The sequence below is a fragment of the Dryocola mayonis genome (assembly GCF_051307045.1).
Taxonomy (GTDB): Bacteria; Pseudomonadota; Gammaproteobacteria; order Enterobacterales; family Enterobacteriaceae; genus Dryocola.
This window is the reverse complement of the sequence record NZ_CP150452.1, coordinates 4,159,957-4,183,650: the sequence shown is the minus strand read 5'-3', so window position 1 is coordinate 4,183,650 and position 23,694 is coordinate 4,159,957. Positions and strand designations below refer to the sequence as shown.

The window sequence follows — 23,694 nt, the reverse complement described above, 5'->3', positions numbered from 1 at the left end:
AATGCTTTCCAGTTCATACCGCTCGTTTCTGCAACTTCAACGCTTTATCTGAAAAGGTCCCGCATCGTTTTTATTTCATTCTCGCGGCTGAGGCTTTGCCACGCTATACCTCGTTTCCAACTGACAGGGAGGGCGTTATGAAAGGGTTAATCAGGCTGGGTTTGGCGTTGAGTGTGCTGACGGGGATCGCTTCTGCTTCTTGTCCGGTCTGGTCACCCTCACAGGCGAACCAGGAGATAAAAAAGCTGCAGGATCAGCTTCACCGGTGGGACGAAGCCTATTACCGTGAAGGAGAAAGCCAGACCAGCGATGCGGTGTATGACAAGCTTCGTTTGCGATTAAACGAATGGCGACGCTGCTATCAGCCCGCCGTCCCGCTGCTGCAGCCCACGCTTGCGACCCGTGGCAAAACGCGACATCCCGTTGCGCATACGGGCGTTAAAAAACTGTCCGACGGCGCGGCGGTATCCCGCTGGATCGAAGGTAAATCTGATTTATGGGTTCAGCCGAAAGTCGACGGCGTGGCGATCACTCTGGTGTACCGGCAGGGCAAGCTGGAAAAGCTCCTCAGCCGTGGCGACGGTCTTAAGGGCGAGGACTGGACCGCAAAAGCCGCGCAGATCGATGCTATTCCCAAAACGCTTTCCGGACCCCTGGGCGACAGCATACTGCAGGGAGAGTTGTTCCTGAAGCGTGAGCGGCATGTGCAGAAAACCATGGGCGGTATTAACGCCCGCGGCAAAGTCGCCGGCGCCATGATGCGGCAGGCAGGCTCCGACCTGCTTAACGATCTCGGCGTATTCATCTGGGCATGGCCTGATGGCCCGGAGGACCTCAGACAAAAGCTGAGTCTGCTTGATAAGGCTGGGTTTCCCCTCGCCAGCCGGTGGTCAAAACCCGTTACCTCGATAAATGAAATATCTTCTCTGCGAAACAGGTGGTTCACCTCATCCGTGCCTTTTGTAACCGACGGCATTGTGATCCGCGAAGGCAACGAGCCTGCCGGAAAGTTTTGGCAGCCGGGACAGGCTCCCTGGCTTGCGGCCTGGAAGTATCCGCCGGCGCAACAAATTGCAGACGTAAAAAACATTCGATTTAACGTGGGGCGCACCGGAAAGATTGCCGTGGTGCTGGAGCTGGAACCTTTGCAGCTTGACGATAAACAGGTTAAGCGTGTCAACATCGGGTCGGTTAAACGCTGGCGGGAATTAGATATTGCGCCGGGGGATCAGGTGATGGTGAGCCTGGCAGGCCAGGGAATTCCGCGAATCGACGAAGTTGTCTGGCGTATAAGCCTGCGCGATAAGCCGCAGCCGCCGGCGCTGAATGATATTACCCCGTTAAGCTGCCTCTATAGCGCAGCGGAATGCCGCGAGCAGTTCTTTGCCAGGCTGACGTGGATGAGTTCGCCGGCCGTGCTGAATATCAAAGGCGTCAGCAGGCGCACGTGGCAGAAGCTCAGCCAGGCATATCCTCTGGAACATGTTTTTTCCTGGCTGCCGCTAAGCCATGAGTCTCTGGCGCAGCTAAGCGGCTTTTCAGTCGGCAAAGCTGAGCAAATCTGGCATCAGTTCTCAATAGCCCGCCGGCAGCCTTTCCAGCGCTGGTTAATGGCTTTCGGCCTGCCTTTGCCGAAGCCCGCGCTGAGCTTACTGCCAGATACCCACTGGCATCAATTAGCCATGCGGGACGAGTTGAGCTGGCAAAAGTTGCCAGGCGTAGGGGCTGAACGGGCGAAAAAACTGGTGCAGTTTATCAATCACCCTCAAATCAGCAGCCTGGCGGGTTTTCTGGGAAAGCAGGGGATAGCCGGTTTTGTTAATTAATGATCGGCATGCCTGTAGTGAAAAACCGGCAGGCCAAGCCGCAGACGCAGCGCTAATAAACGTGCGGAAAAACCGAAGATAAGCGTCGCGATCACCACCACATCATGGCTCGATACGTAATGTTGCAGCGCTGTATAGAGCACAGCGGACGCAAAAGCGATGCCAGCGTAGAGCTCTTTTTGAAAAACCAGCGGAATGCGTTTGCAGAACATATCGCGCAATACGCCGCCGAATACGCCCGTTATGACCGCTGCAATAATTGCGATGATCGGGCCTTCGCCCATATCCAGCGCAATCTGCGCGCCGATGATAGAAAACACGACCAGGCCCAGGGCGTCAAGAACGAGGAAAAGCCGCCGCAGATGGGGCATCACCGGGGCAACAATAGTGGTTACTACTGCCGCTACGGCGACGATCACCACGTATTCAGGGTTTTTTACCCAGCCTAAAGGGTAGTGTCCCAGCAGGATATCGCGCACCGAGCCGCCGCCAAGGGCGGTAGCGGTAGCAATAATTATTACGCCGAAAGTATCCATGCGGCGTCGGCCAGCCGCCAGCGCGCCGGTCATCGCTTCGGCGGTAATACCAATAAGATAAAGAATATGTAGCAGCATGAACCCCTCCAGACGGACGAGCAGAGGGTAACGTTTTGTGAAGTACGTCGCGATTGAGATTTTCTAAGTTGAACAGTTTCGGATTAGTTAAAGTAATCGAATATTATTGTTTTATGCAGAATTAAAGGGTTTATCGGCTTTATGGTTATTTAAAAAGGATAAATTTAATTATCTCTTTATGAAAGGAGTCATAACGATGAATACCGCGAAAATACTAAGAGCCCTGGCCAACGGTATCAATCCCGATACCGGCGAATTGCTTACGCACGCCTCGCTTGCCCACGCGCCTGAAATGATACGCATGCTGTTTGCATTATCTGACGAGCTGATGGCGCAGCCGGAAAAGAGTAAAAAAACGAAGCTTTCCCCTCAGGAACGCGAGCAGAAGAATATTGCAGAGGGCAAGCCCGCCAAATCCTACTTTCCCTGGGCGGAGGAAGAGAAAAAACAGCTTGAGGAAGAGTATGCGGCAGGCAAAGCGGTGGAGCAGCTGGGCGCCGAGCTGGGTCGTTCCGTTCGCGCGGTAGCTATTCAGCTTGAGAAAATGGGGCTGATTACGGCAGAACAGCTCATTGGCTATAGCTGATTGTGGACATTAAAAAGCCCGCGCAGAGCGGGCTTGCATCGGCAAAGCTGGGTTATTCGATGTTCTGAATCTGTTCGCGCATTTGCTCAATCAGCACCTTGAGTTCAATGGCGGAGTTAGTCACGTCAGCGTTGATGGATTTCGAGGCCAGGGTGTTCGACTCGCGGTTGAACTCCTGCATCATAAAGTCGAGGCGACGGCCAACGGCCTCTTTTTTCTTCAGGATGTTGTACGTCTCTTTAACGTGCGCTTCCAGACGATCCAGCTCTTCAGCAACGTCGATGCGTTGCACCATGAGAACCAGCTCTTGCTCAAGGCGCGTGTTTTCAAGCTGAACCTGGGCTTCTTCGAGCTTGCTTACCAGACGTTCGCGCTGCCATTTAACCACTTCAGGCATCTGCGCGCGCACTTTAACTACTTCAGCGCTCACGCCTTCAAGGCGCTGCTCGATCAAAGCCTTCAGCGCCTCGCCTTCCGTTTCGCGGGCAACGATGAAGTCATCCAGCGCGCCGTCCAGCGCGGCCAGGATTTCGGCGGCAATGGCGTCCAGATCCTGCTCCGCTGCGGACATCACGCCCGGCCAGCGTAAAATATCAACCGGGTTGATTTCGCCTTCGTCGCTTTGCATTTTGACCCAGTTTGCGGCTTCAACGAGCTGTTTGGCCAGCTTTTCGTTGAGCAACAGGGAGCTTTGCGCACGGGCGTCAGGCTCGAAGCGAAGATTACATTCGATTTTCCCGCGGGTTAAGCGAGAACGGATGCGTTCGCGAGCCACAGGTTCAAGGCTACGGAACTGTTCCGGCATGCGGATATAAGTTTCGAGATAACGCTGGTTTACCGAACGTAACTCCCAGGAGGCGCTGCCCCATTCGCCTTTTACTTCACGGCGGGCATAGGCGGTCATACTGCGGATCATAAATCGTTACCGTATAGAGCAATGGATGGGGGGATTATAGCCATGCCTGGCCGGGCAGGATAGGAATAAGCGCTCGAAGTCCGTATAATGCGCGCCACATTCGTTTTAGCCGGAGATAAGCCCATGCGTCCATCAGGTCGTAGCGCCGAACAAGTGCGCCCAGTCACCCTGACCCGTAATTACACCAAACACGCTGAAGGTTCCGTGCTGGTCGAATTTGGCGATACCAAAGTCCTGTGCACCGCCACCGTTGAAGAAGGCGTGCCGCGCTTTCTGAAAGGTCAGGGACAAGGTTGGATCACCGCCGAATACGGCATGCTGCCGCGTTCCACCCACAGCCGTAACGCTCGCGAAGCGGCGAAAGGCAAGCAGGGCGGCCGTACCCTGGAAATCCAGCGTCTGATCGCCCGTTCTTTGCGCGCGGCCGTGGATTTAAAAACGCTTGGCGAATACACCATCACCCTGGATTGCGATGTGCTGCAGGCCGACGGCGGCACCCGCACTGCATCCATCACCGGCGCCTGCGTTGCGCTGGCCGACGCGTTGAACAAGCTGGTGGCAACCGGCAAGCTGAAAGCCAACCCGATGAAAGGAATGGTTGCAGCGGTTTCCGTTGGCATCGTCAATGGAGAAGCGGTGTGCGATCTGGAATACGTTGAAGATTCTGCCGCTGAAACCGACATGAACGTTGTGATGATGGAAGATGGCCGCATGATTGAGATTCAGGGCACCGCCGAAGGCGAGCCGTTCTCCCACGAAGAGTTGCTGACGCTGCTGGCGCTGGCGCGAGGGGGAATTGAATCGATCGTCACGTCGCAGAAGGCGGCGTTAGAAAATTGATTTTTAAGGCGACTAAAGCAGTCGCCTTTTTTATGCCTACAGAAACATAAAGGAGCGAATCCATGAAACCGTATCAGCGCCAGTTTATTGAATTTGCGCTTAACAAGCAGGTACTGAAGTTTGGCGAATTTACGCTGAAATCCGGGCGCACCAGCCCCTATTTCTTCAATGCCGGGCTGTTTAATACCGGGCGCGATCTGGCACTGCTGGGCCGTTTTTACGCCGCCGCGCTAATGGATTCCGGTATTGATTTTGATTTGCTGTTTGGGCCTGCCTACAAAGGCATTCCTATCGCAACGACCACCGCCGTTGCGCTGGCAGAACATCATGAGCGTGACGTGCCTTACTGCTTTAATCGTAAAGAAGCCAAAGATCATGGCGAAGGCGGCAACCTGGTAGGCAGCGCTCTGCAGGGCCGCGTAATGCTGGTGGATGACGTTATCACCGCCGGCACTGCGATTCGTGAATCTATGGAAATCATCGCCGCAAACGGCGCAACGCTTGCGGGCGTATTGATTTCGCTGGACCGCCAGGAGCGCGGGCGTGGCGAAATCTCCGCCATTCAGGAAGTTGAGCGTGATTATCACTGCCAGGTGATCTCGATTATCACCCTGAAGGATTTGATTGCGTATCTGGAAGAAAAACCCGAGATGGCCGATCATCTGGCCGCGGTGCAGGAATACCGCGCTCAGTACGGCGTATAAGTAACAAGGGCCTTTGACAGGCCCTTTTTAATCTAACGAAGCTGCGCGGCGATTAACGGCCAGCGGGTATCAAAATCGTCCGTCGGCGAATAGCGAAATTCACTGCGTACAAAGCGAGAAAGCATCCCTTCGCAGAACGCCAGCAGCTGGCTGGCCAGCAGCGCTTCATCCGTACTGTAGCCTTCCCCTTCACGCATTTTTTTCTCGCGCATCACCTGCCGTAGCTGCACCTCGATGCGTTCAAACAGCTGGTTGATGCGGCCCTGTAAGCGATCCTGCTCAAACATCAGCGCATGCCCGGTCAGGATTCGCGTCAGGCCCGGATTCTTTTCACCGAAGCCCAGCACCAGCAGGACGATAAGGCGCAGACGAGCCAGCGTATCTTTTTCATCTTTCAGGATGAGATTGATGCGGGTTATCAGGCTGTCTTCAATAAATTCGATAAGGCTGTCGAACATCTTCGTTTTGCTGGGAAAATGGCGATACAGCGCCGCTTCAGAAACGCCCACCGTGGCTGCAAGTTTAGCGGTAGTGATGCGCTGGCTACCGTCACTGGATTCAAGCATCTGGGCCAGAGACTGAAGTATTTCCTCGCGACGATTCCTTTTCGCAGTTTGTTTTTCTGCCATGTTGTAAAATACCCCTGAAATAAAACACCTGCCAGGCAAGCAGCCACACAGCGCCCGCAGGCATGTCGCTTGCGGTCTGTTTTAACGTTATGAACGCGTGTGGTTACGTTTATAAAACGAGTTTACTGACGGCCGGAATGGCCAAAGCCGCCTTCGCCACGGTCGCTGGTATCAAAATCTTCGACCAGGTTGAATTCGGCTTGCACAACGGGCACGAACACCATCTGCGCGATACGCTCGCCCGGCTCGATAGTGAAGCTATCCTGCCCGCGATTCCAGACGGATACCATCAACTGGCCCTGATAATCAGAATCTATCAGCCCGACCAGGTTGCCAAGAACCACGCCGTGTTTATGGCCAAGGCCCGAGCGTGGCAGAATGACGGCGGCCAGAGACGGATCGCCGATATGAATGGCGAGTCCGGTTGGCACCAGCGTGGTTACGCCCGGCGCCAGCTCTACGGCAGCGTCCAGACACGCACGCAGATCGAGCCCGGCCGAGCCGGTAGTAGCATAAGTCGGCAGTGGGAACTGCTGACCCACACGCGGGTCCAGAATCTTAACGTCGATTTTTTTCATCATAACGGATAACGATCTCGTCCAATAAAAGATGGCCAAGGAGTGACTTACGCTCAAGGGGTAAGACTTTATCTCCCTCCTGCCAGAAAAGGTGTAACGCGTTGCTTTCGCTGTTAAATCCCTGACCTGTTTGTGATACATCATTGGCGCAAATCAGGTCGAGGTTTTTTCGGATACGCTTTTGTCGGGCGTATTCTTCCACATTAATAGTTTCGGCGGCAAACCCAACAACATAAGGCCGGTTTTGCGCAAGCGCGGCGACGCCGGCAACGATATCCGGGTTTTTAACCATTTTTAGCGTAATTTCATCGCCTTGCTTTTTGATTTTTTCATCGGCGACGCTTGCGGCGCGGTAGTCTGCTACGGCTGCGCAGCCGATAAAAATATGCTGACCCGACACATTCTGTTGAACGCAGGCTTCCATTTCCAGAGCAGAGGTGACGTCAATGCGTTTCACGCCTGCCGGCGTCGGTAGGGATACCGGGCCGGAAACCAGCGTCACGCTGGCGCCTCGCGCGGCGGCGGCGGCGGCAATCGCATATCCCATTTTTCCCGAGCTGTCGTTGGTGATGTAGCGTACCGGGTCGAGTCGTTCCCGGGTCGGCCCCGGCCGTAATCATGACGTTAAGATGTTGCAGATCTTTGACGATGCTAAAATGACCTACGGCCAGCTCCACGATATCTAACGGGTCGAGCATGCGGCCTGGGCCGACATCGCCGCATGCCTGGCTGCCGCTGTCCGGCCCCCAGGTCAGTAAACCGCGGGAAGCCAGCAGCTCAAGGTTGTGCTGGGTTGCCGCCGCCCGGTACATCTGCTGGTTCATGGCGGGAACAATCGCGACGGGAGCGGGCGTTGCCAGACAAATGGTGCTCACTAAATCATTCGCCATACCTGCCGCCACGCGGGCAATCAGGTCGGCGGTGGCGGGCGCGAGAATAACTAAGTCCGCCCATTTGCCTAATTCGATATGGCCCATTGCGGCTTCCGCTGCGGGATCGAGCAAGCTTTCTGAGACCGGATACCCGGATACGGCCTGCAGGCTCAATGGCGTAATGAAGGCTTTTGCCGCCTCGGTCATTGCCACACGCACATCTGCTCCGCGATCGCGCAGACGACGCACCAGTTCAGGCGTTTTATAAGCCGCGATGCCGCCGCTAACGCACAGAACAATTTTTTTGCCGGAAAGCCCCATCATGATTTTTCCACCGGAAGTCTGAATCGTGGGCTTATTTTATCACACTCCTTAGAACACGACTTTTTGCAGTTTGCGAGATATCCCGCACGCTGAAAATCTCCCGGTCGCGAGCGCTCCGGGAGTCATGCACAATAGCCGCACAAAGGGATGTGGAGGCCAATATGGATGTAAAAAAGGACTGGGATAAAAGCGGGTTGCCGCGTGAGAAGCTCCTCAAATTCGGCGTCAGCTCACTGACTGACGTAGAACTGCTGGCGCTCTTTTTACGCACGGGGTTAAGGGACATCAACGTACTGGCCCTGGCGACCGGCCTTCTGGAAAAATTTGGTTCACTGAGTGGGCTGCTGTCCGCAGACTATTCGCAGTTTAAGGACATTAAAGGCATCGGCGAGGCGAAATACACCCAGCTAAACGCGATTGCGGAACTGGCAAGGCGCTATTACTCCTCGCGGGGAGTAGAAGAGCTCACGCTAACCCGGCCTGATACGGTGCGGGAATTTATCCAGAGCCAGCTGACCACGGAGGAACGTGAGATCTTTATGGTGATATTCCTCGATAACCAGCACCGAATTATTAAACACGCGGCTATGTTTTCCGGCACGCTGAATCACGTAGAGGTGCACCCGCGAGAAATTGTGCGCGAAGCGATGAAATCTAATGCAGCGGCGGTCATTCTTGCGCATAATCACCCGTCGGGTAGGGCCGAACCGAGCAAAGCTGACCGTGCCATTACCGAACGTATCGTGAAAGCCTGCCTTTTTATGGAAATTCGCGTGCTTGACCATCTGGTTATCGGTCGCGGAGAGTACGTTTCTTTTGCTGAACGTGGGTGGATTTAAGCCGATTTGCGCGATCCTTGGGGATCTTTGTCTGTTCGGGACTTGAGCACATGCGTCAGGCAGCGTATACTACGCCACCTTTGAGAATCTCGGGTTTGGCATTATGCGCCTGGCACTGTGGTTCACATTGAACCGCCAGGGACCAGGCTTGCAGCCTGACGAGGCGCCATAACCCTATACGAAGCTCGAGCTAATTTGATTTTTGGAGAATAGACATGTCCCGAGTCTGCCAAGTTACTGGCAAGCGTCCGGTGACCGGTAATAACCGTTCCCACGCAATGAACGCGACCAAACGCCGTTTCCTGCCGAACCTGCACTCTCACCGTTTCTGGGTTGAGAGCGAGAAGCGTTTTGTCACACTGCGTGTATCTGCTAAAGGTATGCGTGTAATTGATAAGAAGGGTATCGAAACGGTTCTGGCCGATCTTCGTACCCGTGGCGAGAAGTACTAAGAGGAACTAAGTCATGGCTAAAGGTGTTCGCGAGAAGATCAAGCTGGTTTCTTCTGCTGGTACTGGTCACTTCTATACCACCACGAAGAACAAACGTACTAAGCCGGAAAAACTGGAACTGAAAAAGTTCGATCCAGTTGTTCGTCAACACGTACTGTACAAAGAAGCTAAAATTAAATAATTTCAGTGACTTTGATGAAAAACCTCGCTTCGGCGGGGTTTTTTTGTTTTGCGCTTTATACCCGGAGGAGAAATGCCAGAGTTACCTGAAGTTGAAACCAGCCGCCGCGGCATTGAACCGCATCTGGTAGGCGCAACCATCCTGCACGCCGTCGTGCGCAACGGTCGCCTGCGCTGGCCTGTTTCCGATGAGATTCACGCTCTGAGCGACAAGCCGGTCTTGAGCGTTCAGCGGCGGGCTAAATATCTGCTGCTCGAACTGCCGGACGGCTGGATTATTATCCACCTCGGTATGTCCGGCAGCTTACGTATTCTTCCTGAGGAGCGGCCCGCGGAAAAGCATGACCATGTCGATCTGGTGATGAGCAACGGCAAAGTGCTGCGTTATACCGATCCGCGTCGCTTCGGCGCCTGGCTGTGGGTTAAGGAGCTGGAGGGAAGCAGCGTGCTGGCGCATCTCGGGCCGGAGCCGCTGCATGAAGAATTCAATGCCGAATACCTGCGTGAAAAGTCCGCTAAGAAGAAAACCGCCATTAAACCCTGGCTGATGGATAACAGGCTGGTGGTGGGCGTCGGAAATATCTATGCCAGCGAATCGCTGTTTGCCGCCGGGATCCACCCCGATCGCGCCGCGCAGTCATTGTCAAAAAGCGAATGCGAGCTGCTGGTGAAAGTGATCAAAGCGGTGTTGTTAAGATCGATTGAGCAGGGCGGAACGACGCTAAAAGACTTTTTACAGTCTGACGGTAAGCCCGGTTATTTCGCGCAGGAGCTGCAGGTTTACGGACGAGAAGGGAAGCCGTGCAGAGTTTGCGGCGCGCCTGTGATGGCCGGTAAGCACGCCCAGCGCAGCACTTTCTATTGCCGAAACTGCCAGCATTAAAGCTGCTTTAGCTTCTCAAGCAGAGCCTGACAGACGGGCTCGGGCAGAAAATGCGCGACATCGCCGTGGTGGCGCGCCACTTCTTTTACCAGCGAAGAAGAAACAAAAGACCACTCTTTAGAAGGCATCAGGAAAACGCTCTCCAGCTCCGGCATCAGGTGACGGTTCATGTGGGCGAGCTGCATTTCGTATTCGAAATCCGCCGCCGTGCGTAAACCCCGAACCAGAACGTTGGCCTGCTGCGCCTTCGCAAAATTCGCCATCAGATCGCTAAATCCCACCACCTCAACGTTCGGCAGATGCGCCGTTACCTGCCTGGCTAGCGCTACGCGTTCATCAAGGGAGAACATCGTTTTTTTGTGCGGGCTGTTGGCGATAGCGAGAATGATGGAGTCAAACATCATGGCTGCGCGCCTCACGATATCCAGATGACCGTTCGTGATGGGATCAAAAGTACCGGGGTAAATCGCTCGGGTGCTCATAGCTGCTCTTTTTCCGTATAGCCCTGGTTTAAGGCCCAGAGTTCAGTGTACTTATTAAACGTATACTGCGCGTTAACTACCGCTAATAGCCAGCCCTGTTTGCCATCAAGAAAACCGGCACGTAAAAGCAGCGTTTTGCAGAAGGCCCCCAAAGTGTGGCCGAAAATGCCGGCCAGCGAGACTTTTTTACCGCGCTGATGACGCTCATGGGCCCATGCCGTTGCGTAGCTCAGCTGCTTACGCTGGAAGCTTGCGAAATCGCGACAGGTCAGATGCAGCAAATCTCCTTCAAGCGCGATGATTTTTGCGCCGGGAGCCTCTAATGACTCATGAACCTGGCTGTCGTTGTAACGGTAGCGTTCGCGGGCATAGAGACGGGTTACCCGGTCCGGATACCAGCCGCTGTGGCGCATAAAACGGCCCAGAAAAAGGTTGCGGCGAGCAATGCTGTAAACGGCGTCAGGCTGTGGGTTGGCAAGGACAGCTTTTAGCGCGGCGGCAAGCTCGGGGGTCACCCGCTCGTCGGTGTCGATCATCAAAATATAGTCGCCGCAGGCGTAGTCCTGGGCGCGCTGGCGCTGTATGCCAAAACCCCGCCAGTTTTCATCGATGAAGACTTTTACGCCGGCCTGACGGGCGATAGCAAGGGTCGCATCAGAGCTGCCCGAATCCAGCAGGACCACCTCGTCCGCCCAGGCCACAGACGCCAGGCAGTCCGGCAGAATATCCGCCGCGTTTTTGGCGATCATCACTACCGACAGACGGCTGGACATCAATTAATGGCTCCGCTGTGGCAGGTAGGGCTGCAGTAGCTGCAGCAAACGTTGCAAAGCGCCCTGATTTTGATGCAGCACTTCTACAGCGTGACGACCGTAATACATGCGATAGTCTTCATCGGTCAGCAGCGTGGTGATTTCGTTCACCAGCGACGCCGCGTCGGTAACGGTGATCATTCCGTCAGCCTGCTGTAGTTTTGCGCAGATATCTTTGAAGTTGAAAATGTGCGGGCCCATCAGTACCGGTATGGCGTGAGCCGCCGGCTCCAGCGGATTGTGGCCGCCTCGCTCTACAAGGCTTCCGCCTACAAACGCCAGGTCGGCAATGCCGTATAACAGCATCAGTTCGCCCATTGAGTCGCCAATCACCACCTGGGTGCTGCCCGATGGGATTTCACCGCTGCTGCGCAGGGTGTAGCTGAATCCGCCTTTTTGCACCAGCTCTTTGGCATCTTTAAAACGTTCCGGATGGCGCGGCACCAGAATCAGTAACAGATCGGGGAATTTTGCCAGCAGCTGGCGGTGCGCATCCAGAATAATGCTTTCTTCGCCATCGTGGGTGCTGGTGGCGATCCAGACTTTACGGCGCGGGGCCCACTGGCGGCGCAGCGTAATAGCGCGGGCAGCAAGCTCGGGCGTGACGGAGATATCGAACTTCAGGCTGCCGGTAACCGTCAGCTGGGAGCGTTTCAGACCCAGCTCAAGGAAGCGGCCGGCATCTTCTTCATTTTGTGCGGCGATAAGCGTGATTCTGCTCATCAGGCGGCGCGTGAAATTACCCAGCTTCTTGTAGCCTTTCGCGGAGCGTTCGGATAAACGAGCGTTGGCGATGACCAGCGGGATTTTGCGGTTATGCAGCTCGGTAATCATGTTCGGCCACAGCTCTGTTTCCATAACGATGACCAGTTTCGGGCGCACGGTATCCAGAAAACGTTTCATCGCGCAGGGCAAATCGTAAGGCAAATAAACATGATGGACGTTTTTACCGAAGGCCGACTGCACCCGTTCGGAACCGGTTGGCGTCATGGTGGTGACGGTAATAGGAATAGTCGGGTAACGGTGGCGCAGCGCGCGAACCAGAGGAATCGCGGCGAGGGTTTCTCCTACGGAGACAGAGTGCAGCATGATACCGTCCGGCGCGACTTTCCCTCGACAGAAGCCATAGCGTTCTGCCCAGCGTTTACGGTACGCAGGAGCTTTACGGCTACGGAGCAAAAGTCGCAGCCACACAAAGGGCTGAATGAGATAGAGCAGGGCGGTATACAACGATTCCAAGCGAATTTTCCGTATTTTCATTATCGGCGGGCAAATTCTAAGCATTCACAGGGCGTAAAGCTATTGTTTTGGTGATATTCGACGGCTTTACCGATTGTTCAGGCAACTTGATGACGAAATAGCCTCATTTGCGGACCGCCAGTACGGTCCGCTAAGAGCAAACTTACCCCGCGATACGCGCTGCTTTTTTCAGCTTCAGGTAGCGGCGGCCCAGGCGCCAGCGCAGACGGAATCCCCGGGCGTTCTTCCAGATGAGACGCCAGATCCCACGGTCAAAAAACTCCTGAATAATCATCCTCTTTTTCTGCGGGTCTTTCATATTATTGAAAGTATGCAGAATGCCCAGCCCTTCTTTAGCGATCTGCCAGTGGCAGGCGGGGATGTTTTTTACCTGTTGCGGATAACGCTGATTAATGGCCTCGAGCATCTCAAGGATTTTGATGTAATGGCGCGCCGAGCGAATCAGCGTGTCATCGGTATCCGGCTTGTGGGAAACCGACGCGGAATGAATGTAGTAATCGTAGAACTTTTCACTCGTGTACTGCACGCGCTGCGCTGCCAGCAACACTTCAGTGGTCCACGGAATATCCTGATGACGCAGGGCCGGGCTCGAATTTAAAACCGTGCTCGCGGATAAAATCATGGCGATAGAGATTTAGCCAGGTAACGTGCAGAAACTTACGCGAATCCAGCGCCTTTTTCAGCCAGGCGGGACCGCTCATTACGCCGGTCGACTGCAGCCTGTCTTCAGGAAAAATGGGGCGCGAAGGTTTCTTATTGTTTTCGTAGACATAGTTACCGTTACAGGTCACCACGTCCAGATTGCCCGCCAGCGCCAGATCGAGCAGACGACGGTACATACCCGGTTTGAAATCATCGTCAATGTCGGGAAAAGAAAGATACTGTCCCGTTGCTACGGCAAGACCGGTATTACGGGCGATGGATACGCCCTGGTTTTCCTGCTCAATGACCAGCATGCCCGGAAACCTGTCGCGCCAGGCCTCGATAATCGCCATGGAGCCATCTGTTGAACCATCGTTCACCATAATGACTTCCATTCCTTCAATGGCCTGGGCTTTAAGACAGGCGAAAAATTTCGCCAGGAAAGGTTCGCCGTTATAAACAGCCACGACAACGCTAAGTAAAGGAGTCTGGGTCTGGGGCATAAAGTTACCTGAAAATACCGTTATTTTTTTTCTGTCGCCAGGGATAAATACTGCCGGCAAATGGCGCCGATACCGTAGGTTTCAATAAGGCTGGCATCGATAACCGGTGGATTGTTGTAGATATCCACCATCGTTTCCGCCAGCTGGCCGTCACTCATGCCTGAGAGGCCGCGAGCCAGCGGCCCGATGAGAATTTCCTCCGGCCCGCCCGGGCAGTGCGTGCTGACCGCCGGAGTCTGGCAGATAAGCGCTTCAACCAGTACGTTGCCAAAGCCTTCACAGTCCGAGCTCAAAAGAAGCAGGCGGGCATTGGCTATCCATGGGTAGGGATTAGGCGCGAAGGATTTGATAATTACGCGATCGGCGACGCCTGCGGCGGTAGCCATCGTTTTTATCTGCGCAACGCGCTCATCGCTGCCGTTACCCATCAGCACCAGCGGCGCCTGAATGCCGCTTAACGCATATGCTTTAATCAGTCGGTCATGGCGTTTATGTTCATGGAAACGGCCAACGTGGATGAGATAGTCCTGGCCCGCCATTTCACAAGGCTCTTTAGCGCGCTGGTGAATACCGTCGATATCAAAGGGGTTATGGATAACCGTGCTTTTCGCAAGGTTGATGTCGAACCGCTCGGTAATGTCGCGCAGCACCGCCTTCGATACGGCAACGACGTTGCTGTTCTCGTAAACGCGTTTTATTTTCTGGCGTTTTAACCAGCGGGAGAAGCCGTGGCGATGCAAAAGATAAGAAAAAGAGAACATGCCGTGTACGCAATACCACAGCTTATCGCGGGGGATGTTTTTGGTTTGCGCAACGATGCGGTCCGTTTTGTGCAAATGAGAGAAAATGAGATCGAACTGTCCCTCTTTTTGCGCCTGTTCTACGGCTTTATCCAGCAGAGCGGCGCGGCGCGATAACTCGGTGAGCTTGCGCCACGGTTTTTTACAGGTATCCAGAATGATTTGGTAATCGACCCCGTCCGGGATCTCATAGTCACAGACGCGACGCAAAGAGAAGACCGAAACCTGATGGTCCATACCGACCAGCCCCCTGGAAAGGGTGAGCACGGTTTTCTCAGCACCGCCGCCGGGTAATCCATCAATAATCATTAGGATGCGCATCGTCTAATCCAGTATGTTTTGATACAGCGAAATAAGTTGCTGTGAAAGTTTTTCCGGCGTCGCTTCCCTGACCCGTTCACGCGCATGTACGCCCATAGCCTCATTCAGGTGGCGTGCCGGGATAGCCATAACCGCATCCGACAGCTGCTGAATGTTCAGGGCATCGCAAACATATCCGTTTTGTCCGGTCGTTATGAATTCAGCCCCGCCGCAGGTAGGCGTGGTAATAACCGGTAAACCACATGCCATGGCTTCTAAGATCACATTAGGAAAAGGATCATAGAGAGTTGGCAACAATAATCCATCGGCGGCCTGATAAAAAGGCAGCGTGTTTTTCTGCATTCCCATAAACATTACCCGATTCTGGCACCCCAGAGTTTGTGCCAGCGCCCGGTAATGCTTTTCTGCTTTGTCCTGCCCTACCACAATCAGATAGCGATCGGTATTAGCTACGGCCCGGATAGCGCCGGCAAGACCTTTGCGCTCAAACCCTGAGCCCACAAACACCAGCGCGACCGCCTGCTGTGGAAGATTGATTTCTTCACGCCACTTTTTGCGTTGTTCAGGCGTCGCAGGAACGAAGCGGGAGGAATCAATAGCATTATAGATGACATGTATCTTATTAGCAGGTATAGCAAAATCTTCGATAATCTCGCGCTTTACCATTTCGGCGTTACAGATGACGGCTTTCAGTTCCGGCGCCTGGTACATGTCCTGTTCGGCCCGCATCACATAGCGATGATAGCGATCGCGAAGCAGCAGCTGCTGGCGCCATGCCGGCAGGATTCGGGCGCGCTGGAGCAGCCAGCGGCGGTGCACGCCATCGCCGGCGCGATAGATATCACAGCCGGCTATACGTTCGTGGCTCTGTACGAGATCAAAATTCTCTTTCTGCCACAGGGCGCGCGCGGCGTCCGCAAAACCTTTCTCACGGCTGATGCGGCCCCATTTCATCGGATCGCAAATATGGATATGCCAGTTCTCCTGGCGCTCGCCCTGCCACTGGCGGGTGATGACGTTCAGTTCTAAGTCGTGCGCGCTCAGGGCTTCCAGAGCGCGTGAGACAAAGCGTTCCGCACCGCCGTCCGGACGGTACTTTTGGCGTACGATGGCCAGGCGGCAGCGTTTCATCACAGTTGTTTCCTTGCGCTCGCAATTACGACGTCCACCGGAATCGCGTCCAGGTAGCGCTCGCTGGTTTTTGTATCAATCCGATCCGGGTCCGGAAGAGGCCCGTAATCACCGGCCCAGATAACCTCACCTTTTACCTGCCATGGGCTCCAGAAGGTTAATTTCGAGGGGCCAAAAAGAGCGACGCAGGGCGTTTGTAGCGCGGCCGCCATATGCATTGGCACGGAGTCGACGCCGATAAAAAGGCTGGCATGGTCAATAAGCGCCGCCAGCTGGCGCAGGCTTAACTCGCCGGCCAGAGAGCAAATGCGTTCCGGCGGACATAGCGCACGAATGGTTTCAACCATCGCTTTTTCATTCTTATCCGGCCCGGAGGTCAGCACAATAGTGTGACCATCGTTTTGTAGCGCGCGGATCGTTGCTGCCATTTTTCCTTCATCCCAGCACTTAAAGAACCAGCGGGATGTAGGCTGCACCACGATAAATGAACCTTCAATACCTTTGGCAGCCAGCTTTGTCTGCACCGTAAGCCAGTCATCCGGCTGATAGCTCATGGTGACATTCTGTACCGCAGGGACGTGCAAGGGAGCCAGTATGGAAAGGTTTTGCTCGACGGTGTGCATCGTTCGATGGCCGGCAACGGACGCGAGTTCGCTATGACAATGGCTCCAGAACCAGCCGCGGCGTTTGTTAAAATCAAAGCCAATGCGGACCGGCGCGCCGGTAAAACGGGTGACAATAGCGCTACGCCACTGATCGGCGAGATTCACCACCAGGCTATATCGCTGCTGGCGCAGCGTTTTCAGGAGCTGCCACTCTTTGCATAAATGCCGGCGAGTACCCAGTTTGCGCCATTTTCGATCGATGCCGTAAATGTGATGAATAAAAGGATGAGCCGCCAGCATATCGCGCGTTTCTTCATAAAGCAGCACATCAATCTGGGCCTGCGGCCATGCCTGATGCAGCGCGTTAATCACCGGCGTTGTCAGCAACATATCACCGTGATGACGCAGTTTTATGAGTAATATACGAGTTTGCGGCCCGTCAGCGAATGTATGCGCAGCGTTATTCATTATCATCTTTAGGTGATTAACCAAAGCGTGATTCTAATAGACCTTGAGTATGGTTGCTACCACTGTGCTCAGTAGTCGGTGCATTCCTGGAAAGCGGTTTGCCCTTATCTTCCCGGCTGCGTAACATGGCGTAAATACCGATAGCTCAGAGATGGCCATGACTCCCCCTGCATTTATCATCACTATTGATACCGAAGGCGATAATCTGTGGCAAAACCACCGGCAAATCAAAACCGAGAACGCGCGGTTTCTGCCGCGTTTTCAATCGCTTTGTGAAAAATATGCTTTTAAACCCGTCTGGTTAACCAACTATGAAATGGCCGTTGATGCGCATTATATCGCCTTTGCCAAAGACGTTATTGCTCGCGGACAGGGTGAGGTTGGCATGCACCTGCACGCCTGGAACAGCCCGCCCGAATTTGATTTAACCGGCGACGACTGGCGCTGGCAGCCTTACCTTATCGAGTATCCGGATGAGATTCTTCGTGAAAAAGTGGTTTATATGACCAGGCTTCTTGAAGAAACTTTCGCTACTAAAATGGTCAGCCATCGGGCCGGACGCTGGGCTTTTGATAGCCGCTACGCACGCCTACTGGCAGAGCTGGGTTATAAGGTCGACTGTTCAGTTACGCCCCGAGTGAACTGGCGAAACGCCAGGGGGGCGCCAACGGGCAAGGGCGGAACGGACTATCAGCATTTTCCGACGGGCTCCTATTTTATGGATCTGGATGCCATCAATCAGCCGGGCAATTCGCCCTTGCTGGAAGTGCCAATGAGCATCCAATATAAACACGGCGCCCTGATGAACAGTTTTAAGCAAGGTTACGATCGGCTAAGAGGAAAATATCGCAGCCCGTCAGTTAACTGGCTGCGCCCGTCGGGTGGTAACGCTTCGCAGATGATTGACGTCGCGCGCAAAACGCTGGCCGAAGGAAATGACTATGTGGAGTTTATGCTTCACTCATCAGAATTTATGCCCGGCGGTAGCCCAACGTTTAAAGATGAAGCCGATATAGAAAGGCTTTATCAGGATTTGGACACGCTGTTTGCATGGCTTGCCGGGCGAACGACCGGAATGACTTTATCTGAGTATTATGAACAAAAAGTAAAAAAACCGGGCTAAGCGCCCGGTTTGTATTTAAACTTTTTCATTTTGCCTGGTAAGCATAACGCTACAGATTCCTGTTAATGCCATATAGAATAAAATGGCTTCAGAACTTAACAGCAATACATCGCTAAGCCCGTAAACGAACATACAATTAAGCGTAAATAATAAAGGAGTATTACGATTCTTGAGCGAAACCCATGCGATGCTAATATAAAACCAAAGTAACGCCAGCCCGCCAAAGATACCCTGCAAAGAAAGAGTTTCAATCAGTTCGTCGTGTAAGTGGACAGAAATAAATTGCATCGCAGTACGATACTGCGGTTTTTCGTGTACGTACTGCGCACTGTAATCGAATCTTGATTTAAATGATTGTCCAAACGGGGCGTGGGAGAAGTTATTTAAACCAACATTCCACATTGAAAAACGTGCGCCCAAAGATGAATCATCACGCCCCTCTTGATAAAGAGTCACTTCATTGTAGGTCTGAATAATTCTTGGGTGTATATAATGATTGTATAAAAATGCGATAGCAATTGTCGCAACCACAAGAACGATGACAATAGATTTAAAATGTATTTTTTTGAAATGATAAAAAGTCATACATGCAATAATTAGTAAATGACAAATTATCGCAGCTCTTGTCCCCGTAAGAATCGTAATGATAAAAGATATAACAATTATCAATGCAGCGAGAAAGTAATAAAGAGTGCTTTTTTTCTCATATAATAAATAAATAAAAACAATACTTAGTGTAGAGTAAATATATGCAGAGATGGTGGCTCGATTAATAGCCATTTCGGCCCGCCCGGTTCCTTGTAAGGATTGCCAAATAGCATAACAGGATGCACATACAAACCCGGCCCCTAAAATAAATAGGGTCAATTTCTTAAAGTCAATGCTTTTTAAGTAATTGGTGAACTGTGAGAGATAGAGAATTAAAAAACTACCCAAAATTAGTTTTTTGCCGCCGTTGAACTGGTCGCTATAAAAATTATAACCTTGTGGTTCATGCTGGAATATAAAAAACCAACTTATTTTTACCAGACCAATAATTAATATAGGATAGGCAATATTGAATTTCTTAAGCGCCAGACATTTTCGCTCAAATATTATGCCCAATATCGCGAGGTAAACAGCGATATAGTAAAAATCTTTTTGCCTTCCATTACTTAACAGGGCAAAGGCGATGGACAGTAGAGCAAATAAGAAAACAGTTAGATAAAGTCGTGATCTTAATTTTTCCATAATGTACTCAATGCTTTTCTCTTATAGCTAAAACGCACAGCTGTATTTAGAAAGAATCCTGGCGAATGCGTCATCAGGACATGTTTTTTCACCGCTTCCCTTTGGCTCTTATTTTTTAACAGGTTGCCATATTTAATAAAAATATCCAGCCAGTGGCACAGAATTAAATAATGGAATTTTTTCGGTAAAACCTCTTCCATTTTTTGTGTACAAAAAATCAAATTGGATATTTTATCGTCATCAGGGGTTGAAGATAAACTTCCCGCGCGTTTTATATAATAGTAGTGGCTGTCACGCTGGAAATATATTTCTTTGGAATCCATCAGAACATCGGGAAAAATATAAAAATCTTCATAACAGGTCATCGCTGGGATCTTATGCTTAAGATAGATCTCTCTTTTAATAAATTGACCAATTAAGTGAGCCTGAAGATCTTTATGAATTAAAAAGCGTTTAATAGTATCGTCTCTGGAAAGCTTTTCAGGGCTCAGACCGGACCAGTGATGATTGATTTTATTAATATCGCGGATCTCATGTAGACGAGTCAACAATAAATCGGGATGGTTACTATGTAGAAAATCTATAATCCCAGGAAGACTACCCGCTTTCATTAAGTCATCGCTGTCCAGCATTGTTATGTATTCTCCACAGGACAGAGAAATACCATGCTGGCGTACCTGGCCTATATTTTTATAGTCAACCGTGAAGACAGAAACTTGCCGGTGGCTTTTAGCAAAATGAGAAATTTTCTCGCCGGTACGATCCTCAGATGCGTCATTAATGATAATAATTTCAGCTTTTTCTATAGCCGAACCGAGAGCTTTAAGCAGGCTCTGAAACGTAGCATCGATAGTCTTTTCGCAATTATGCGCTGCGATAATTATACTCAGAAGCGGTTTATTGGTCATATCCCTACTCATTAATACAAAAGCTAATCGAGGCTATGTTTTTTAATAATGTGATCAGAAGATACTTTAGTGATGAAATCATGAATCATATGCAGATCTTTTTCACTTAAGCTAAACAGATCCTCTCGAGGCGTATCAAAATAATAAGGGGCCTCGAATATAAAGGATTTCTCATGCTCTTTTTTTCCGAGAAGCAATACATTGCCCAGAGGCCTTTGTTCAGTCATACAGCATGGCCCATAAATAAGAATAACAGGCACGCCCACGGCATCCGCTATGTAAACATTCCCGGAATCGGATGCAATATAGAAGTCCATTTTGCTAATAGCAAAGGGAACGTCTTCCAGAGGAAGCTGACCAATAAGACTGACAATATTCGCACGATTGCCTATTTCGCGATTCAAATCGTCGAGCCAGACCTGCTCGTTTTTAGGACCAAAAACGTAATAAACACACTCTACATCATCAAGGGCGGCAAATATTTTTTTCCAGATAATAGGCGGGATGGTTTTTGATTTATTTCCCGCTGATATGCTCAGGCCAATCTTTATCGTGTTTTGTTTATCCAGCTCTGCTGGATAGCTCTTCGGCTTTCGTAAAGGGAACGTGGCATGCTTCGGATAGTCACGCCAGGTGAGATTACGGTCGGCAAGCTTAAGGTAATCATCCACGGTCAGCCGATCTTTGGTGTGTTCCACTACGCCATCGGCGGTCCAGTAAAGCAGATGGTGATACCAGCGGCGGGTATAAGTACTTAAAAATTGCTTATTTGCGGCATTACAGACGGCGGCGAAGAACAGATTGATGCTGTTAGGCTGCAACAGGTAAACATTTTCATAGCGGTTCATCAGCCTGAAGGCGAGGCGAAATTTACCCCACAGGCTTTTTTTATGTTCTTCTATCAGAAAAATGGTGTCGATGGTGGCGTCGTTTTTAGCCAGCGGTAAAACCGCCTTACCGATCAGGACGTCGCTGTGTTTCAGATGGGCGAGCAGGGGCGTAACGTTTACGAAATCGCCGATTTTAGCCGTCTGAATCACCAGATTACGGCCCGTCTTTTTATAAAACAGCTTGCCGATCAGCTTGAAAGGCAGCAAAAGGATGAAAAGAAATAGATAGCTCATTAATCGTTATTCTGTAGCTAATTGAGTCGAAGTCTGGAGTACGCTAAATGCTTCAGCTGCCGTGATGTTAGCCATACTTTTTCCTGCGCCGGTGATTTCATGCTGATTCTGCCCATAACCGCCAATCAAACCCGGATCGGTCGGTCCATACAGCGTAATATTTGGCCGATTGAGCGCGGCGGTGAGATGGCTCAAACCCGTATCTACCGAGACGACAGCTAACGCCCCTGCAAGCTGCTTTGCCACCTGTTCAAGCGATAAACGAGGCAGCACCTCAACATAATCGAATCCTTCAGCCAGGCGGACGGCCCTTTCACGTTCATGCTGCGCACCCCACGGGAGTTTAATACGTAAGCCCGTTTTGTGCATTAATTGAATAAGATCTCGCCAGTTTGATTCTGGCCAGTGCTTCTCATCACGCGTAGTGGCATGAAGAAAAACAACATACTTATTCGCATCAATAGGTGCGCCGGCAAGAAAATGCGGCGCTATTGCATAATCGCCCTGCTGCGCAGGTTTTTCATATCCAAGGCTTTTGGCAAACAATTCTCTTGTACGTTCAACGGCGTGCTGCTGCTTTGCGATAGCGTGACGTTTGTTGTAGAAGAAGCTTGCCAGCGGCTCGCGGGCGCTGTTCCAGTCCATTCCATGCTTCACGCCCCGTGCTTTACGGGTAACCAACGCGGCGCTTTTGATCAGTCCCTGCGCATCAATAACGGCATCGTATTGCGTAGCGCGCAAAGACTGATAAAACGTTTTTCGCTCTGCTTTAACAGGAGCTGAAAACCAATTTTTACGCCAGCGGCGAATGGCGACAGGAAAGACTTTATCTACCGCCGGGTGCCATGTGGGGATCTGTGCAAAGCCTTCCTCGACCGCCCAGTCAAAGCGTATTCCCGGAATCGCCTTTGCGGCATCGGTCAGCGCAGGCAGCGTATGCAGGACATCGCCCATGGATGATGTTTTAACGATCAGTACCCGCATTAAACTTCCTTCCCGGCTGACAGCAGAGCGGTTAACTCATCCATTACGCGCTCGGGCGTGATATCAATCAAACTCTGGTGATAGCCTTCGGCGGCATCGCCTTTACGCACTTTGTGATAGCCGCTTATAAGACGAATTACCCGTGCCTGATGGGACAGCGGCGGAGTAAAGTCCGGGCTGCTCGGCCCGTATAAGGCAACCAGAGGGCGATTAAGCGCCGCCGCGACATGCATCAGGCCCGGAGTCGTTGGTGACGACGGCCTTACAGGCGGCCAGTAAAATAACGGCCTGCTCCAGCGCGGTATCACCGGCCAGATTACGGCAGTGCGCCTGCTGGCTGGTGGTTAAAGCGGCGAGAATATCATTCCCTGCTTCTTTGTCTTTTGCAGAGCCAAACAGCACGACCTGATAGCCTTCATCGATGAGCCTGCCGGCAAGCGTTGCATAGTGATAGTGCGGCCAGCGTTTAGCCGGACCAAATTCGGCTCCCGGACAAAAACCGATAATCGGACGTGAGGCAGCCAGATTAAAAGCCGCGCACGTCTGGGTTTTTTCACCTTCGTTGACCTGTAACTCAGGCCATAGCAGCGGCTGGGGAAGATCCTTTGCCGACCGCATCGCGCCTTTGTCATAAGCCAGGGCAACGTAGCGCTCCACCATCAGCGGCCAGGCTTGTTTATCCAGTACCCGTGCGTCGTTAAGCACGCCGTAGCGCATCTCGCCACGCCAGCCCGTGCGCAATGGCACTTTAGCGAAGAAGGGGATCAGTGAGGATTTAAAAGAGTTGGGCAGTACGTATGCCCGGTCGTAGCGCTTTTCTCGCAGGGCATAGCCCAGACGACGGCGCTCGCCGATTTCCAGCGCGCCGTGGCCGAGCGGCATCGCCAGCGCCTCGTTGACTTCCGGCATACGCGACAGCAATGGACGGCACCATGCCGGTGCCATCACATCGATTATCGCCTGGGGATAGCGTGCCTTGAGCGTGCGATAGAGACTTTGCGACATCATCATGTCGCCCACCCATGACGGGCCGATCACCAGAATTTTCATGCTTCAGG

At 52.2% G+C, this 23,694-nt stretch carries 23 protein-coding genes and 3 pseudogenes; 9 read left to right on the top strand and 17 right to left on the bottom strand.

The window, feature by feature from the left end:
- Positions 1-137 precede the first annotated feature (137 nt).
- Complete coding sequence (gene ligB, locus WLO32_RS20215; protein ID WP_435946703.1) at positions 138-1,826, top strand: NAD-dependent DNA ligase LigB; 1,689 nt, start codon at positions 138-140, stop codon at positions 1,824-1,826.
- On the opposite strand, the gene WLO32_RS20210 is transcribed toward ligB, so the two are convergent.
- Positions 1,823-2,440 (bottom strand): trimeric intracellular cation channel family protein, encoded by a 618-nt coding sequence (locus tag WLO32_RS20210; RefSeq protein WP_435946702.1) that lies wholly within the window; start codon positions 2,438-2,440, stop codon positions 1,823-1,825. The genes ligB and WLO32_RS20210 overlap by 4 nt on opposite strands.
- A gap of 196 nt (positions 2,441-2,636) precedes the next feature.
- Here WLO32_RS20210 and WLO32_RS20205 point away from each other — a divergent pair, with 196 nt between their 5' ends.
- Complete coding sequence (locus tag WLO32_RS20205; RefSeq protein WP_435946701.1) at positions 2,637-3,026, top strand: hypothetical protein; 390 nt, start codon at positions 2,637-2,639, stop codon at positions 3,024-3,026.
- A 52-nt stretch (positions 3,027-3,078) separates the two neighbouring features.
- Here WLO32_RS20205 and WLO32_RS20200 read toward each other — a convergent pair whose 3' ends face one another.
- The gene (locus tag WLO32_RS20200; RefSeq protein ID WP_435946700.1) at positions 3,079-3,942 is read right to left on the bottom strand and encodes a YicC/YloC family endoribonuclease; all 864 of its coding nucleotides are present in this window, start codon (positions 3,940-3,942) and stop codon (positions 3,079-3,081) included.
- Between the two features lie 123 nt (positions 3,943-4,065).
- On the opposite strand from WLO32_RS20200, the gene rph reads away from it, so the two are divergent.
- Complete coding sequence (gene rph / locus WLO32_RS20195; RefSeq protein ID WP_121266270.1) at positions 4,066-4,782, top strand: ribonuclease PH; 717 nt, start codon at positions 4,066-4,068, stop codon at positions 4,780-4,782.
- A gap of 62 nt (positions 4,783-4,844) precedes the next feature.
- Positions 4,845-5,486, top strand: a complete 642-nt coding sequence (gene pyrE / locus WLO32_RS20190; RefSeq protein ID WP_435946699.1) for an orotate phosphoribosyltransferase — start codon at positions 4,845-4,847, stop codon at positions 5,484-5,486.
- 32 nt (positions 5,487-5,518) lie between these two features.
- On the opposite strand, the gene slmA is transcribed toward pyrE, so the two are convergent.
- From slmA to coaBC, 3 genes and pseudogenes are all read right to left on the bottom strand, one after another.
- A complete protein-coding gene (gene slmA / locus WLO32_RS20185; RefSeq protein ID WP_121266266.1) occupies positions 5,519-6,115 on the bottom strand; it encodes a nucleoid occlusion factor SlmA in 597 nt (198 codons plus the stop codon).
- 122 nt (positions 6,116-6,237) lie between these two features.
- Complete coding sequence (gene dut / locus WLO32_RS20180) at positions 6,238-6,696, bottom strand: dUTP diphosphatase (protein ID WP_435946698.1); 459 nt, start codon at positions 6,694-6,696, stop codon at positions 6,238-6,240.
- A pseudogene (gene coaBC, locus WLO32_RS20175) lies at positions 6,674-7,886 on the bottom strand (bifunctional phosphopantothenoylcysteine decarboxylase/phosphopantothenate--cysteine ligase CoaBC). The gene dut and the pseudogene coaBC overlap by 23 nt, the downstream one beginning before the upstream one ends.
- A 164-nt stretch (positions 7,887-8,050) precedes the next feature.
- Here coaBC and radC point away from each other — a divergent pair.
- From radC to mutM, 4 genes are all read left to right on the top strand, one after another.
- On the top strand, positions 8,051-8,728 hold the full coding sequence (gene radC / locus WLO32_RS20170; RefSeq protein ID WP_435946697.1) for a RadC family protein: 678 nt from the start codon (positions 8,051-8,053) through the stop codon (positions 8,726-8,728).
- A gap of 215 nt (positions 8,729-8,943) precedes the next feature.
- Positions 8,944-9,180: a 50S ribosomal protein L28 gene (rpmB, locus tag WLO32_RS20165; protein ID WP_004154798.1), complete on the top strand. Its 237-nt coding sequence runs from the start codon at positions 8,944-8,946 to the stop codon at positions 9,178-9,180.
- A 13-nt stretch (positions 9,181-9,193) separates the two neighbouring features.
- Complete coding sequence (gene rpmG, locus WLO32_RS20160; RefSeq protein ID WP_002208990.1) at positions 9,194-9,361, top strand: 50S ribosomal protein L33; 168 nt, start codon at positions 9,194-9,196, stop codon at positions 9,359-9,361.
- Positions 9,362-9,433: 72 nt separating this feature from the next.
- The gene (gene mutM / locus WLO32_RS20155) at positions 9,434-10,243 is read left to right on the top strand and encodes a bifunctional DNA-formamidopyrimidine glycosylase/DNA-(apurinic or apyrimidinic site) lyase (RefSeq protein ID WP_435946696.1); all 810 of its coding nucleotides are present in this window, start codon (positions 9,434-9,436) and stop codon (positions 10,241-10,243) included.
- On the opposite strand, the gene coaD is transcribed toward mutM, so the two are convergent.
- The 7 genes and pseudogenes from coaD to rfaQ all read right to left on the bottom strand — a co-directional run bounded on the left by coaD (position 10,240) and on the right by rfaQ (position 17,273).
- On the bottom strand, positions 10,240-10,725 hold the full coding sequence (gene coaD, locus WLO32_RS20150; protein WP_435946695.1) for a pantetheine-phosphate adenylyltransferase: 486 nt from the start codon (positions 10,723-10,725) through the stop codon (positions 10,240-10,242). The two genes, mutM and coaD, sit on opposite strands and share 4 nt — an antisense overlap.
- On the bottom strand, positions 10,722-11,498 hold the full coding sequence (locus WLO32_RS20145; RefSeq protein WP_435946694.1) for a glycosyltransferase family 2 protein: 777 nt from the start codon (positions 11,496-11,498) through the stop codon (positions 10,722-10,724). The genes coaD and WLO32_RS20145 overlap by 4 nt, the downstream gene beginning before the upstream one ends.
- Positions 11,499-11,501: 3 nt before the next feature.
- Complete coding sequence (waaA, locus tag WLO32_RS20140; protein WP_435946693.1) at positions 11,502-12,776, bottom strand: lipid IV(A) 3-deoxy-D-manno-octulosonic acid transferase; 1,275 nt, start codon at positions 12,774-12,776, stop codon at positions 11,502-11,504.
- 163 nt (positions 12,777-12,939) lie between these two features.
- Positions 12,940-13,942 (bottom strand): annotated as a pseudogene (locus tag WLO32_RS20135) (glycosyltransferase).
- A gap of 20 nt (positions 13,943-13,962) precedes the next feature.
- Complete coding sequence (locus tag WLO32_RS20130; RefSeq protein ID WP_435946692.1) at positions 13,963-15,063, bottom strand: glycosyltransferase; 1,101 nt, start codon at positions 15,061-15,063, stop codon at positions 13,963-13,965.
- A gap of 3 nt (positions 15,064-15,066) precedes the next feature.
- On the bottom strand, positions 15,067-16,194 hold the full coding sequence (locus WLO32_RS20125; RefSeq protein ID WP_435948347.1) for a glycosyltransferase family 4 protein: 1,128 nt from the start codon (positions 16,192-16,194) through the stop codon (positions 15,067-15,069).
- Entirely contained in the window at positions 16,194-17,273 is a 1,080-nt protein-coding gene (rfaQ, locus tag WLO32_RS20120; RefSeq protein WP_435946691.1) for a putative lipopolysaccharide heptosyltransferase III, read from the bottom strand. Before rfaQ ends, WLO32_RS20125 begins: the two co-directional genes overlap by 1 nt.
- Positions 17,274-17,424: 151 nt before the next feature.
- Between rfaQ and WLO32_RS20115 the strand changes: the two genes are divergently transcribed.
- Positions 17,425-18,390 (top strand): polysaccharide deacetylase family protein, encoded by a 966-nt coding sequence (locus tag WLO32_RS20115; RefSeq protein ID WP_435946690.1) that lies wholly within the window; start codon positions 17,425-17,427, stop codon positions 18,388-18,390.
- Between the two features lie 15 nt (positions 18,391-18,405).
- Here WLO32_RS20115 and WLO32_RS20110 read toward each other — a convergent pair whose 3' ends face one another.
- The 5 genes and pseudogenes from WLO32_RS20110 to rfaF form a co-directional block, all read right to left on the bottom strand.
- Positions 18,406-19,620 carry an O-antigen ligase family protein gene (locus WLO32_RS20110; RefSeq protein WP_435946689.1) on the bottom strand — a complete coding sequence of 405 codons (1,215 nt, stop codon included), beginning with the start codon at positions 19,618-19,620 and terminating at the stop codon, positions 18,406-18,408.
- Positions 19,608-20,528 (bottom strand): glycosyltransferase family 2 protein, encoded by a 921-nt coding sequence (locus WLO32_RS20105; RefSeq protein WP_435946688.1) that lies wholly within the window; start codon positions 20,526-20,528, stop codon positions 19,608-19,610. The genes WLO32_RS20110 and WLO32_RS20105 overlap by 13 nt, the downstream gene beginning before the upstream one ends.
- Before the next feature lie 23 nt (positions 20,529-20,551).
- A complete protein-coding gene (locus WLO32_RS20100) occupies positions 20,552-21,652 on the bottom strand; it encodes a glycosyltransferase family 9 protein (RefSeq protein ID WP_435946687.1) in 1,101 nt (366 codons plus the stop codon).
- Positions 21,653-21,658: 6 nt separating this feature from the next.
- Positions 21,659-22,636, bottom strand: a complete 978-nt coding sequence (gene rfaC / locus WLO32_RS20095) for a lipopolysaccharide heptosyltransferase RfaC (protein ID WP_435946686.1) — start codon at positions 22,634-22,636, stop codon at positions 21,659-21,661.
- A pseudogene (rfaF, locus tag WLO32_RS20090) lies at positions 22,636-23,686 on the bottom strand (ADP-heptose--LPS heptosyltransferase RfaF). The gene rfaC and the pseudogene rfaF overlap by 1 nt, the downstream one beginning before the upstream one ends.
- Between the last annotated feature and the right edge of the window lie 8 nt (positions 23,687-23,694).